This is a genomic window from Pseudomonas sp. LY-1, assembly GCF_053502595.1.
The window spans coordinates 3,803,262-3,817,012 of record NZ_CP094353.1; the positions used below are offsets into that span (position 1 = coordinate 3,803,262).

Annotated in this window: 11 protein-coding genes; 6 read left to right on the plus strand and 5 right to left on the minus strand. The window is 60.7% G+C overall.

Features of this window, described 5'->3' with window-relative positions; genetic code table 11:
• Nucleotides 1–51 precede the first annotated feature (51 nt).
• From MOQ67_RS17310 to MOQ67_RS17325, 4 genes are all read right to left on the minus strand, one after another.
• The gene (locus MOQ67_RS17310; protein WP_046486974.1) at nucleotides 52–600 is read right to left on the minus strand and encodes a cupin domain-containing protein; all 549 of its coding nucleotides are present in this window, start codon (nucleotides 598–600) and stop codon (nucleotides 52–54) included.
• A gap of 261 nt (nucleotides 601–861) precedes the next feature.
• Nucleotides 862–2,142 (minus strand): NAD(P)/FAD-dependent oxidoreductase, encoded by a 1,281-nt coding sequence (locus MOQ67_RS17315; protein WP_017845583.1) that lies wholly within the window; start codon nucleotides 2,140–2,142, stop codon nucleotides 862–864.
• Nucleotides 2,143–2,201: 59 nt separating this feature from the next.
• Complete coding sequence (locus tag MOQ67_RS17320; protein WP_017845582.1) at nucleotides 2,202–3,692, minus strand: aldehyde dehydrogenase; 1,491 nt, start codon at nucleotides 3,690–3,692, stop codon at nucleotides 2,202–2,204.
• A 33-nt stretch (nucleotides 3,693–3,725) separates the two neighbouring features.
• On the minus strand, nucleotides 3,726–5,102 hold the full coding sequence (locus tag MOQ67_RS17325) for a glutamine synthetase family protein (protein WP_017845581.1): 1,377 nt from the start codon (nucleotides 5,100–5,102) through the stop codon (nucleotides 3,726–3,728).
• A gap of 265 nt (nucleotides 5,103–5,367) precedes the next feature.
• Here MOQ67_RS17325 and MOQ67_RS17330 point away from each other — a divergent pair, with 265 nt between their 5' ends.
• The 5 genes from MOQ67_RS17330 (at nucleotide 5,368) to MOQ67_RS17350 (ending at nucleotide 11,173) form a co-directional block, all read left to right on the plus strand.
• On the plus strand, nucleotides 5,368–6,129 hold the full coding sequence (locus MOQ67_RS17330; protein ID WP_198717112.1) for a gamma-glutamyl-gamma-aminobutyrate hydrolase family protein: 762 nt from the start codon (nucleotides 5,368–5,370) through the stop codon (nucleotides 6,127–6,129).
• Between the two features lie 245 nt (nucleotides 6,130–6,374).
• Nucleotides 6,375–7,517, plus strand: a complete 1,143-nt coding sequence (locus MOQ67_RS17335) for an ABC transporter ATP-binding protein (protein ID WP_046383267.1) — start codon at nucleotides 6,375–6,377, stop codon at nucleotides 7,515–7,517.
• 44 nt (nucleotides 7,518–7,561) lie between these two features.
• Nucleotides 7,562–8,443, plus strand: a complete 882-nt coding sequence (locus MOQ67_RS17340) for an ABC transporter permease subunit (protein ID WP_162231507.1) — start codon at nucleotides 7,562–7,564, stop codon at nucleotides 8,441–8,443.
• Nucleotides 8,440–9,315 (plus strand): ABC transporter permease subunit, encoded by an 876-nt coding sequence (locus MOQ67_RS17345; RefSeq protein ID WP_017845577.1) that lies wholly within the window; start codon nucleotides 8,440–8,442, stop codon nucleotides 9,313–9,315. Before MOQ67_RS17340 ends, MOQ67_RS17345 begins: the two co-directional genes overlap by 4 nt.
• A 580-nt stretch (nucleotides 9,316–9,895) precedes the next feature.
• On the plus strand, nucleotides 9,896–11,173 hold the full coding sequence (locus MOQ67_RS17350; RefSeq protein ID WP_193040698.1) for a DUF2254 domain-containing protein: 1,278 nt from the start codon (nucleotides 9,896–9,898) through the stop codon (nucleotides 11,171–11,173).
• Between the two features lie 6 nt (nucleotides 11,174–11,179).
• Here the strand turns inward: MOQ67_RS17350 and MOQ67_RS17355 are convergent, their stop codons facing one another.
• The gene (locus MOQ67_RS17355; RefSeq protein ID WP_448675530.1) at nucleotides 11,180–12,502 is read right to left on the minus strand and encodes a chloride channel protein; all 1,323 of its coding nucleotides are present in this window, start codon (nucleotides 12,500–12,502) and stop codon (nucleotides 11,180–11,182) included.
• A 241-nt stretch (nucleotides 12,503–12,743) separates the two neighbouring features.
• Between MOQ67_RS17355 and MOQ67_RS17360 the strand changes: the two genes are divergently transcribed.
• Nucleotides 12,744–13,697 carry a TAXI family TRAP transporter solute-binding subunit gene (locus MOQ67_RS17360; protein WP_448675531.1) on the plus strand — a complete coding sequence of 318 codons (954 nt, stop codon included), beginning with the start codon at nucleotides 12,744–12,746 and terminating at the stop codon, nucleotides 13,695–13,697.
• The last annotated feature ends 54 nt before the right edge of the window (nucleotides 13,698–13,751 follow it).

Consider the following 13,751-nt stretch of genomic DNA (forward strand, 5'->3'; position numbering starts at 1 on the left):
GGGATGTGTTTTAAACAGCGTCTTGCTCCGCCGGGTTATGCCGCCCCCGGCCTAGAAGTTTGCCGGCGTATTCGCGCTGATGATTTCCGCCTCATCCTGCCCGATATTGCGGAACCTGTGGGGCAAGGTGGTGGGGAAGTAATAACCATCCCCCGGGTTCAATACGCTGACCTGGCCATCGACAGTGAGTTCGACGGTGCCACGGGTGACGAGGCCGCACTCCTCGCCTTCGACATGCACGATCGGCTCTTCGCCGGAACTGGCGCCAGGTGCGTACTGCTCGCGCAGAAAGCGCATCTGGCGGCTGGGGATCGGCGCGCCCACCAGCAGCAGGCGCAGGCCGTCGCGACCCAGGTCGGGCTGTTCGTTGGCGCGAAAGACGTATTGGTGTTCGCGTGGCGGCTGGTCGAAGGTGAAAAAGTCCGCCAGGGACATGGGGATGCTTTCCAGCAGCTTTTTCAGGGAACTGACGGAGGGACTGACGCGATTCTGTTCGATCAGGGAAATGGTGGCGTTGGTCACGCCGCTACGACGGGCCAGCTCGCGCTGGGAGAGTTTGTAGCTTTCGCGAACGAGTTTGAGTCGGGTGCCCGTGTCCATAGCTGCCTTATATAAGGGGTGAGTGTCGTGATGTTTATTGGTTGCGATAGCACTGCAGGAGCTGGGGCGAGCGCGGGCAGGCAATGTTGCGAAATTCGCCGATTACCCGACCCGGAAACCTGAAAGGCGGCTATTAAATCACGTTTGCGGGTGGAGCTGTAGCGCTGCTGAATATGCCTGCATGCGCAAAAAAAGCAAGCCCGCGGCCGCGGCCGAAGGCGGCGTGGGCCGGGGGCTCGCGGCGCGCGTGTGGCTGACCGGTCAAATACCGAGTCGGTCGCGCAGGGCGTAGTAGGCGGCGCCCATGGCCGTCAGCGGGGCCTGGAAGGTGCGGCCGCCGAACATCGGCATGTGCGGCAGCGAGGCGAAGGCGTCGAAGCGTTCGGCGTCACCGCGGATCACTTCGCTGATCAGCTTGCCCGCGAGGTGCGAACAGGTGACGCCGTGGCCGCTATACCCTTGCATGTAGTAGGCGTTCTTTTCGATACGGCCGAATTGCGGCATGCGCGACATGGTCAGCAGGAAGTTGCCGGTCCAGCGGTAGTCGATCTTGACGTTTTTCAACTGCGGGAAGGTCTTGAGGATCTTCGGCCGGATCAGTTGTTCGATGTCGTCCGGCTCGCGGGCGCCGTAGACCACGCCGCCGCCGTACAGCAAACGGTTGTCAGCGGTCAGACGGTAATAGTCGAGCAGGTAGTTGCAGTCTTCGACGCAGTAATTGTGGGTAATCAGGCTGCGTGCCACTGCCTCCGACAGCGGCTCGGTGACCACGATCTGCGAGCCGCAGGGCATGCTTTTGCGCGTCACCCGAGGGTCGAGATTCTGCGGCAGGTAGGCGTTGCCGGCGATCAGCAGGTACTTGGCGCGAACCACACCCTTGGCCGTGCGTACCACGTTGGGTTCGCCGTAGGTGATTTCCTCGGCCGCCGATTGTTCGAAGATCTTGCCGCCCAGGCCGACAATGGCGCTGGCTTCGCCCAGGGCGAGGTTCAGCGGATGGACGTGGCCGCCCTGCTTGTCCAGCAGGCCGCCGATGTAATTTTCACAACCCACTTCGCCTGCCATGTCTTTGGCGTCGAGCAGTTGCAGGTTGCGGTTGCCATAGCGCTCCCAACTGCTTTTCTGTTCGACCAGGCCCTTGAGCTGTTTTTTGTTCAATGCGGCGAAGATCCCGCCCGGGCGGTAGTCGCACTGGATGTCGTAGTGCTGGATGCGCTGGCGAATGATCTCGGCGCCTTCGAACATCATGCTGCCGAGGATTTCGGCGCTCTTTTCGCCGTAGCGCTGCTCGATGACATCCACGTCACGGCTGTAGGAATTGACCAGTTGCCCGCCGTTGCGCCCGCTGGCGCCAAAGCCGACCTTGGCCGCTTCGAGCACGGTGACGCTGTAGCCGGCTTCCGCCAGGAACAGCGCCGACGACAGGCCGGTGTAGCCGGCGCCGATGACACAGACATCACACTCGACCAACTCTTCAAGCACAGGGAAGTCGCCGGTGTGGTTGCGGGTCGCGGCGTAATAGCTGTTTACATGGGGTTGCATGGTTAGGACTCCCTGGCGACTGGCCGGCACGCGCCGGCAATCGCCGTTGTTATTTGGGCTTAGAGCTTGATCCAGGTGGCTTTGAGCTCGGTGTACTTGTCAAAGGCGTGCAGCGACTTGTCACGGCCATTGCCCGACTGTTTAAAGCCGCCGAACGGCGCAGTCATGTCGCCGCCGTCGTACTGGTTGACCCACACGCTGCCGGCACGCAGGCCCCGGGCAAAGCGGTGGGCGCGGCTGAGGTCGGCGGTCCACACTGCGGCGGCCAGGCCGAAGATGCTGTCGTTGGCGATCGACAGTGCTTCTTCTTCGGTGTCGAAGCTGATCAGCGACAACACCGGGCCGAAGATTTCTTCGCGGGCGATGGTCATGGCATTGGTCACGCCGTCGAAAACCGTCGGCTCCACGTACTGGCCACCGGTGTCTTGCAGGGCGCGCTGGCCGCCAACCAAGAGTTGGGCGCCCTGCTCCTTGCCGATCTCGATGTAGCGCAACACGTTGTCCAGTTGCCGCTGATCGACCACTGCACCGACCTTGGTCGCCGGGTCCAGTGGATGCCCCGGCTTCCAGGCCTGGAACGCCTCCACCAGCAGCGCAATGAAGGGCTCGCGGATCGACCGTTGCACCAGCAGGCGCGACCCGGCCACGCAGACTTCGCCCTGGTTGAAGGCAATCGCTGCAGCCGCAGCGGCGGCGGCAGCACGCAAGTCCGGGGCATCGGCGAACACCACATTGGGGCTCTTGCCACCGGCCTCCAGCCACACCCGTTTCATATTGCTCTGGCCGGAATACACCAGCAGTTGCTTGGCCACCGCGGTGGAGCCGGTAAAGGCCAGCACATCCACATCCCTATGCAAGGCCAGCGCCTTGCCGACGGTGTGACCGTAGCCCGGCAGCACGTTGAACACGCCTGCGGGAATGCCGGCTTCGAGGGCCAACTGGGCCAGGCGAATGGCGGTCAGCGGCGACTTTTCCGAAGGTTTGAGGATGAACGAGTTACCTGCCGCCAGGGCCGGCGCGAACTTCCAACTGGCCATGATCATCGGGAAGTTCCACGGCACGATGGCCGCGACCACGCCGCAGGGTTCGCGGGTGATCAGGCCCAACTGGTCGTGGGGCGTGGGCGCCACTTCGTCGTAGAGCTTGTCGATGGCCTCGGCACTCCAGCGGATCGCGTTGGCGGTGGCCGGTACGTCGATGGCCATGGAGTCGCCGATCGGCTTGCCCATGTCGAGGGTTTCCAGGAGCGCCAGTTCTTCCTGGTGTTCGAGGATCAGATCGGCGAAACGGATCAGCACGCGCTTGCGCGCCGCCGGGGCCTGCAAGCGCCAGATCCCGGACTCGAACGCCCGGCGTGCAGCGATCACCGCGGCGTCGGCGTCGGCCTCATCGGTGCTGGCGACCGTGGCCAGAAAACGCCCGTCCACCGGGCTGATGCTGTCAAAGGTTTCGCCGCTGGCAGCCCAACGGTATTCGCCGTCGATAAAGGCCCGGCCTTCAAGGTTCAGGGACTGGAAGTACTGCTCCCAGTCGTTGCGATGCTTGGTCATAGGGTGTGCTCAACGCAAAAAGTGGGAGGGCCGTCAGACCGTGTGCAGGTACCAGTTGTACTCAAGGTCGGAGATCGAGTTTTCGAACTCGGCCAGTTCGCTTTCCTTGCACGCGACAAACACGTCGATGTACAGCGGGTCGATGTACCGGGCCATGACCTCGCTGTCGTCCAGCTCGCGCAGGGCGTCGCGCAGGTTGTTGGGCAGGCTCTGCTCATTCTGCTCGTAGGAGTTGCCTTCGACCGGCGCCCCCGGCTCGATCTTGTTGGTCAAGCCGTGGTGGATACCGGCCAGTACCGAGGCCATCAGCAGATAAGGGTTGGCGTCGGCGCCGGCCACCCGGTGCTCGATACGCACGGCATCCGCCGCGCCGGTCGGCACGCGCACGGCCACGGTGCGGTTGTCGATGCCCCAGCTCGGCGAGTTCGGCACATAGAACTGCGCACCGAAGCGGCGGTAGGAGTTGACATTCGGGCAGAGGAACGCCATCTGCGCCGGCAGGGTTTCCAGCACACCGCCGATGGCGTGACGCAGGGCGTCGTTGGTCTCGGGGTCTTCGCTGGCGAAGATGTTGTTGCCCTGCTTGTCGAGGATCGAGATGTGTACATGCAAGCCATTACCGGCCTGGCCCGGGTAGGGCTTGGCCATAAAGGTGGTGTCCATCTCGTGGTCGTAGGCGATGTTTTTCACCAGGCGCTTGAGCAGTACCGCGTAGTCGCAGGCTTTGATCGGGTCGCTGACGTGGTGCAGGTTGACCTCGAACTGCGCCGGGGCGCTTTCCTTGACGATGGCGTCGGCAGGGATGCCCTGCTCTTTCGCGCCTTCGAGGATGTCCTGCAGGCAATCGACGTATTCGTCGAGGTCATCGATCAGGTAGACCTGGGTCGAATGCGGGCGCTTGCCGGAGATTGGCGAGCGCGGCGCTTGCGGACGGCCGTTCACGTTGTCCTGGTCGATCAGGTAGAACTCCAGCTCGAACGCGGCGCAAATGGTCAGGCCCAATTCGTCGAACTTGCTCACCACCTGACGCAGCACTTCCCGTGGGTCGGCGAAGAACGGCTGGCCCTCGAGCTCATGCATGGTCATCAACAGCTGCGCGGTGGGACGCTTCTGCCAGGGCTCGATGCTCAGGGTGTCGGGGATCGGGTAGCAGATGCGGTCGGAGTCGCCGATATCCAGGCCCAGGCCGGTGCTTTCCACGGTGGAGCCATTGATGTCCAGGGCAAACAACGACGCGGGGAGGTTGATGCCTTTTTCATACACCTTATGCAAGGCGGTGCGTTCGATACGCTTGCCGCGCACCACGCCATTCATGTCTGCAATCAGCAGATCGACGTACAGGACCTCCGGGTGTTTTTTCAGAAAGGCGTTGGCTTCGTTGAGCTGAACGGTACGCAGTGGGACCGACATGATGCACCTATGTGTTAATTATTATGTTCAAAGCTGTTTCGTAGCAGCAGTCAATCCGAAAGCCAAAGTGAAGTCAATAGCGAGAACAGGCACCACACGTTAATTATATTGGTAGCTATAGCACCAAAACTGGGCGCAAACCCAACCAATCAACACAAACATACTCACGAGCGTTTAGAATTTTTTACATTGAAGTTGTTAATTAAAATCAACAGAGATAAGCTCTGGAAAAACTCGTTCCAGCGTGAATTTCGAGGTGATAAAAATGGCACTCAAGCCATTGATCGGTGTTACAGCGTGCGTCAAAGAGATTGGCTTACACCCCTACCATGTCAGCGGCGACAAGTATTTGCGTGCTGTCAGCGTCGCGGCCCTCGGGCTGCCCGTGATCATTCCTGCCCTGGCGGACCTCTGCGAGATCAAGGACCTGCTGCACTACGTCGACGGCCTGCTGTTCACCGGCTCGCCGTCCAATGTCGAACCCTTCCACTATCAAGGCGCTCCCAGCGCGCCGGGCACCGCCCATGACCCGCAACGCGACGCCACCACCCTGCCCCTGTTGCGGGCTGCGGTGGCGGCCGGCGTGCCAGTCCTCGGCATCTGCCGCGGCTTCCAGGAAATGAACGTGGCCTTTGGCGGCAGCCTGCACCAGAAGGTGCATGAACTGCCGGGCTTTATGGACCACCGCGAAGCCGACGACCCGCGCCTCGACGTCCAGTACGCCCCGGCGCACCCGGTGGCGATCCAGCCCGGCGGCGTGTTCGAGGCCATGGGCCTGGCCGGCGAGATCCAGGTCAACTCGATCCACAGTCAGGGCGTCGACCGCCTGGGTGACGGCCTGCGGGTCGAGGCCCTGGCCCCGGATGGTCTGATCGAAGCCGTTTCCGTGGAGCACAGCCAGGCGTTTGCCTTTGGCGTGCAGTGGCACCCGGAATGGCAGGTCCTGTCGAACCCGGCCTACCTGAGTATTTTCCAGGCCTTTGGCGATGCCTGCCGGCAACGTGCCGCGCAGCGTCAGCGCCTTTGACACCAGGCGGCCCGCGCCGGGCCGCCAGCACTCGCTTTACCGATTGACACGCCCTGCCCACGCGGCGCGCGCACCTGTGTGCGCCTGCCGTGCGGCGTGAACGGCAATACCCGAACAACAACAAGCAAGGCCAGGCAGCCAGGACGGCGGTGCCGAATAAACCTGCATTGCACTGAGGGTGCAGGTTTGCAATCAACCTTATTACGTCAGGCCGCATTGGCCCGACGACCTGTTGGGAGTTTCACATGGCAAACGCCTCCAGCATTTATCGCAAGGCACTGGAAGGTCATCAGCAACCGCAAAAGGTGCTGGTGAAGATCGACCGCGTGACCAAGAAGTTCGACGAAACCGTGGCCGTGGACGATGTGTCCCTGGAGATCCACCAGGGCGAGATCTTCGCCCTGCTCGGCGGTTCGGGTTCGGGCAAATCCACCCTGCTGCGCATGCTCGCCGGTTTCGAACGGCCCACCGAAGGCCGCATCCTGCTGGATGGCGTGGACATCACCGAGATGCCGCCCTATGAGCGGCCGATCAACATGATGTTCCAGTCCTATGCCCTGTTCCCGCACATGACCGTGGCCCAGAACATCGCCTTCGGCCTCAAGCAGGATCGCCTGCCAGCCGGCGAGATCGAGGCGCGGGTCGAGGAAATGCTCAAGCTGGTCCATATGACCCAATACGCCCGGCGCAAACCCCACCAGCTCTCCGGCGGCCAGCGCCAGCGCGTGGCCCTCGCCCGCTCCCTGGCCAAGCGCCCGAAATTGCTGCTGCTCGACGAACCCATGGGCGCCCTGGATAAAAAGCTGCGCTCGCAGATGCAACTGGAACTGGTGGAGATCATCGAACGCGTCGGCGTGACCTGCGTGATGGTGACCCACGACCAGGAAGAAGCCATGACCATGGCCCAGCGCATCGCCATCATGCACTTGGGCTGGATCGCCCAGATCGGCAGCCCGGTGGACGTTTACGAAGCGCCGGTGAGCCGCCTGGTCTGCGAGTTCGTCGGCAACGTCAACATCTTCGACACCCAGGTGGTCGACGACGCCGAAGGCCACGCGGTGCTCAAGTGCGCGGACCTGGATCGCAATATCTACGTCGGCTACGGCATCGCCACTTCGGTGGAAGACAAGTCGGTGACCTACGCCATCCGCCCGGAAAAGCTGTTGGTCACCACCCAAATGCCGACCTGCGCGCACAACTGGTCCAGCGGCAAGGTCCACGACATCGCCTACCTCGGCGGGCACTCGGTGTTTTACGTCGAGCTGCCCAGCGGCAAGATCGTCCAGTCGTTCATGGCCAACGCCGAACGCCGTGGCTCCCGACCGTCCTGGGGCGACACTGTGTACGTGTGGTGGGAAGACGACAGCGGCGTGGTACTGCGGGCATGAGTACATCGACCATGAGCACTTTCCATCAAGCGTTGATCCGTGTGCTGCCCAGCGGTCGCAAGCTGGTGATCGGCATTCCCTTCCTCTGGCTGTTCCTGTTTTTCATGCTGCCGTTTTTCCTGGTGATGAAGATCAGCTTCTCCGAAGCGACCGTCTCGATTCCGCCGTATTCGCAGATCTACGGCTTCGTCGACCAGAAACTCCAGGTGCTGCTGAACCTGGGTAACTACAGCCTGCTGGGCGCCGACGAGTTGTACATCTCGGCCTACCTGGGCTCGCTGAAGATCGCCCTGCTCAGCACGCTGATGTGCCTGCTGATCGGTTTTCCCATGGCCTATGGGATTTCCAAGACCCGCAAGGAAATGCAAAACGTATTACTGCTGCTGATCATGATGCCGACCTGGACCGCGATCCTGATCCGCGTCTATGCCTGGATGGGCATCCTCAGCAATAACGGCCTGCTCAATGCGTTCCTGATGGGGTGCGGCCTGATATCGAGCCCGATTGAAATCCTCAACACCAACACGGCGGTCTACATCGGCGTGGTCTACGCCTACCTGCCGTTCATGGTGCTGCCGCTCTACGCCAACCTGGTCAAGCACGACCAGAGCCTGCTGGAAGCCGCCTCGGACCTGGGTTCGAGCAACTTCAACAACTTCTGGAAAATCACCGTGCCGCTGGCCAAGAACGGCATCGTCGCCGGCTGCATGCTGGTGTTCATCCCGGTGGTCGGCGAGTTCGTGATCCCGGAACTGCTGGGCGGCCCGGAGACCCTGATGATCGGCCGCGTGCTGTGGCAGGAGTTCTTCAACAACCGCGACTGGCCGGTGGCGTCCGCCCTGGCGGTGGTGATGCTGGCGATCCTGATTATTCCCATCGTGCTGTTCAACCGCAGCCAGGCCAAAGAAATGGAGGCACGGGCATGAAGCGTTTCAGTTTTTCGACCCTGATGCTGGTGCTCGGCTTGTTGTTCATCTACCTGCCGATGCTGATTCTGGTGATCTATTCGTTCAACGCCTCCAAGCTGGTGACGGTCTGGGGCGGCTGGTCGCTCAAGTGGTACCTGGGGCTGTTGGACAACACCCAACTGATGGGGTCGGTGGCCCGTTCCCTGGAGATTGCCTGCTACACCGCCGTGGCCGCCGTGGCCCTGGGCACCCTGGCCGCGTTCGTGCTGACCCGGGTCACGCGCTTCAAGGGCCGGACCCTGTTCGGTGGCCTGGTGACCGCGCCCCTGGTGATGCCGGAAGTGATCACCGGGCTGTCGCTGCTGCTGCTGTTCGTGGCGATGGCGCAGATGATCGGCTGGCCCATGGAACGCGGCCTGGTGACGATCTGGATCGCCCACACCACGTTCTGCGCCGCGTATGTCGCGGTGGTGGTCTCGGCACGCCTGCGCGAGCTGGACCTGTCCATCGAAGAAGCCGCCATGGACCTCGGCGCGCGGCCACTCAAGGTGTTTTTCCTGATCACCATCCCGATGATCGCGCCGTCGTTGGCAGCGGGCGGCATGATGTCGTTCGCCTTGTCCCTGGATGACTTGGTGCTCGCCAGTTTCGTCTCCGGGCCCGGCTCCACCACCCTGCCGATGGAGGTGTTCTCTGCCGTGCGCCTGGGGGTCAAGCCGGAGATCAACGCCGTGGCCAGCCTGATCCTGATGGCGGTGTCGCTGATGACGTTCATGGTCTGGTATTTCAGCCGCAAGGCCGAAGCCAACCGCAAGCGGGCGATCCAGGAAGCCATGGACCAGACCACCAGCGAAACCTGGCAGCCGCAACGCACGCCCGCGACGGCCTAGGCCGTCGTGTGTCACCCCAAATGAACCCCTGCGCACCTTCACTCGGCGCGCCCCGCTTCCGTTCCCGTCGCGCCTTACCACCGCGACCATTGCTGTGAACGGCTTCACCCGGCTCCCTCGGTCAGGGTGAACCCCTTGGCGCCTTCGGGCGCCTTTTTTGCGTCCCGAAAGAGTGCGCGGCACCTCGTGGAACCCGAATAAAAACGTGCTACCTACGATTAATAGCCTCCTGATGGGCATATTGCTGACGTTGTTATCGCGATTGCTGACTGTAGGGGTTCCAATCGCGGTATTGGGTCAACGCTTGCGCCTACCAGAAGGTGCTTGGAGCGTGCTCATCTGGGGCGGCCCGCGATGTGGTGGTTTCCCTGACGTATCTGGTGGTGGTTTTTTCTGTCCTGATCCAGGGCATGTCCATCGGTAAATGGGTCAAGCGAGTGATCCCATGTGCCGCAAGCAGAGACGCTGAATGAACCTTCGGCCATACAAAAGACTCCTTTAGGGATAATCAGCTCACCGCCTTTGTTTCCCTGAACCCTGGGGCCAGGGCCCTGCGTATTACTCACACAAGGTATAAAAAATGCTCGCACGCTGGCGCTGGGTGTTACATCAACTGACCAAACGGCTGTGGTTCAGGGCAAGCCTGTTTTCCTTGCTCGGCATTGCAACCGCGTTACTCGCCGTTGTCTTCAAGGACTACATTCCCGAATCATTGCCCGCCCGTATAGGCGCCGACGCCGTCGACAAGATCTTGGGCATCATTGCCTCAAGCATGCTCGCCGTGACCACCTTTTCGTTAAGCACCATGGTGACTGCCTACGGTGCGGCCAGCAGCGGCGTGACGCCTCGCGCCACCACGCTGGTGATGGAAGACACCACGACACAAAATGCCCTGGCCACCTTTATCGGCTCGTTCCTGTTCAGCCTGGTTGGAATTATTGCGCTGAGCACCGGCGCTTACGGTACACAAGGAAGGGTTTTGCTATTTGCGGTGACCCTCGCCGTGGTGATGCTGATTGTCTACACCCTTTTGCGCTGGATCGATCATTTGTCCAAGCTTGGCCGGGTGGGAGAAACCATTGACCGTGTCGAGCAGGCGACCATTGACGCCATAACCAATCGACTCCAATGGCCGCATTTGGGTGCAGCCGCCTACCCTTGCGACTCGATGGTCCCGAACTCTGCGCTGATCATCACAAGTCTCCACACAGGGTATGTCCAGCACATCGACGTTCAGGCGTTAGGCGCCATCGCCAAAGCAGACGAGACACGCATTTTTTTGGAGGTCCTGCCAGGTAGCTTCGTGCATGTCGGCATGCCGCTCGCCCGAATCGTCAGTCTGAGCAAGCCGCGCGAGGGCGAACAGCAGTCGAGTAGCGAAAAAATCATCTCTACCCTGACTATCGGTGTACGTCGCACGTTTGAACACGATCCCCGGTTCGGCTTGTCGGTGCTGTCAGAGATCGCCTCCCGCGCCTTGTCGCCGGCCGTCAATGACCCCGGCACTGCCATTGACGTCATTGGGCGCGGCATCAGAAGCCTGACATGCTGGGGTAAACCCAAAGCACCCGCCGCGAAAATCGACACCGATTGCCAGCAGGTTTACCTGCGCGCATTGACAGTAGATGACCTGTTCGATGACTTCTTCGCACCGATTGCCAGGGATGGCGCGGGTTTGGTGGAAGTCGACCTGCGCATGATGAAGGCACTTGTGTGCCTCGCACAGATAAACCCGGCGATGTTCAGCAGTGCCTGTGCCAGGCACGCGGGCCTGCTGCTCAAGCACGCGAACAATGCGCTTGTGCTGGAAGAAGACCGGCACAAGCTCAGCGCGGTGGCGCGACCACTGCTGCGCTGACCCAGCCTATGGTTTGGCTTTTTGCGTGGCGGCGTCACTGCCCTCCGACTGCAAAAAGCCACGCGCCAACTGTTGATAGAGCTCAGGCCCCATCCTGGCACTGACTGCTTTGGCAATCAGCGCAACGGCCATCAGACTGATCACCATGCCATGGTTGTCGATCATCTCCATCACGATGATCGCGGACGTGATCGGCGATTGCGTGACAGCCGCCAGAAAGCCAACCATGCACAAGGCAATGATGGGCTGTGCCGCCAGAGTGAAGAACTCAGCGACGTTGGCTCCTACCGCAGCCCCTACCGCCAGAGACGGGGCAAAAATGCCGCCCGGGATACCGGAAAAATAAGTCACTACCGTCGCGAGAAAACGCGTGATCGGCGCGTGCCAGGGCAGACCGATATCGGACACGATGATCTGGGATGTGATCCCGTAACCGCTGCCAAAGGACATCCCGCCACTGAGCCAACCGAGAATAGCCACGATCATCCCGCAGCCACCTGCGAACCAGACAGGGTGCATGCGGCGCCATTCCCAGACGAAAAATCGGCGATACCTCTGCGGCCACAGGAGCATCCGACTGAATAACCCTCCCATAAGGCCGCAGCCAATACCAATCGCCAGCACCGGGACAATGATATCGAGATTGACCTCTTGCACGTCGAAATGCCCGAAGTAGTTGTAGTTGCCCTGCAAAGCAATCGCGACTATCCCCGACAAGATGATCGTACTGAGCAAAACCCCGCTGGTACGGGTTTCCAACTTGCGCCCCAACTCCTCCACCGCAAAAGCCACGCCGGCCAAAGGCGTGTTGAATGCGGCGGCAATACCCGCTGCACCACCGGCCAGAATAAGATCTTCGGGGCGGATGATTCGAGCGTTAGGCAGATAACGGTGGAAGAAATGCATGATCGAGGCGGCGACTTGAACTGACGGGCCTTCACGCCCTGCTGAAAAACCACCGGTCAACGCCAGGGTACCTAGCCCTATCTTGGCAACAGCAAGGCGCAAGGACACCAACTTATCCACGGGCTTACCTTGGTGGGCCAACCGCGTAGCCGCAATGACCTGAGGAATGCCACTGCCTTGTGCCCCGACAAAAAAACGGGTGGTCATCCATACGACGAACATGCCGATCAAAGGCGTGTAGATAAACGGCAGCCAAGGCCGGCCGGCGGTTTGTTGAACGAACTGCATCAGCGCCAGGTCGGCCAGCCGGGCGAATAGCACAACCAGTAACCCGGCGAAGGTAGCAGCAGCCCAGAGCGTCACACGAGTACGCCATCGGATCGAGGCAAAGCGACGACGTATGAGTAATATCGGTTTGATCACCCGAGCGGATTCCCGTTGTCGAGGTTAATAAACCCCACAAAACAAGACTACCGGGTTAAACGGTCAGGTCCAGCCAGCAGAGACTAAAGGATTATAACCATCATCTTCTCCTGCGACCCACTCCACGTGCAGTTACCTTGGCAATTTGATGCAGGGTAGGACTGTCCGCTCGCCACTGTGCTGATCAATCAACTACAGTTGAATCGCTCTGAATAAAAACAAACAAAACGGAGAGATTCCCATGCGCGTAAAGAACCGCTTCACCTTGCTGGCCGCCGCCACAACCCTGGCACTCACCTGCACGGCCCAGGCGGCACCTGTGTTCATCAACATACTGACCGGAGGCACCAGCGGGGTGTATTACCCGATTGGGGTTGGCCTGTCGCAGATCTACAGTGAAGGCATACCCGACGTGAAGACCTCGGTGCAGGCCACTAAAGCGTCCGTGGAGAACCTGAACCTGCTGCAGTCCGGTCGAGGCGAGTTGGCACTGGCGCTGGGCGACTCTGTGGCGGATGCAAGGAACGGCGTCGAGGAAGCTGGCTTCAACGCACCGCTGACCAAATTGCGCGCGATTGCCGGAGCGTATCCCAACTACATTCAAATCGTCGCCAGCAAAGAGTCGGGAATCAAGACGCTCGCGGACCTTAAAGGCAAAACCCTCTCGGTCGGCGCACCGAAATCGGGCACCGAGTTGAACGCGCGAGCGATTTTAAAGGCGGCAGGCCTGACCTATGCAGACATGGGCAAGGTGCAATACCTGCCCTTTGCCGAGTCTGTCGAGTTAATCAAGAACCGGCAATTGGATGCGACGTTACAGTCGTCAGGACTGGGCATGGCGGCCATTCGCGACTTGTCGTCGGTGATGCCGCTGAACTATGTCGCCATCCCCCCGGAAGTCGTGACAAAAATCGACAACCCGGCCTATCACAGCGCGATGATTCCGGCCAATACGTATGACGGCCAGCCTGAAGCGGTGCCAACGGTTGCTATCGTCAACATTCTGGTGACCCGCTCGGATGTACCCGATGAGTTGGCGTACCAGATGACAAAACTGCTGTTCGAAAACTTGCCGCGCCTGGGTAACGCTCATTCGGCCGCCAAGAACATCACACTGGAAAACGCCACCAGGAACCTGCCGATTGCGCTTCATCCGGGCGCCGAACGCTACTACACCGAAAAAGGTGCGCTCTAGCGACGCAAGGCGCAGCGGCGCAGTATCGCCGCGCCAACAGCCCGCCCTTTTTCC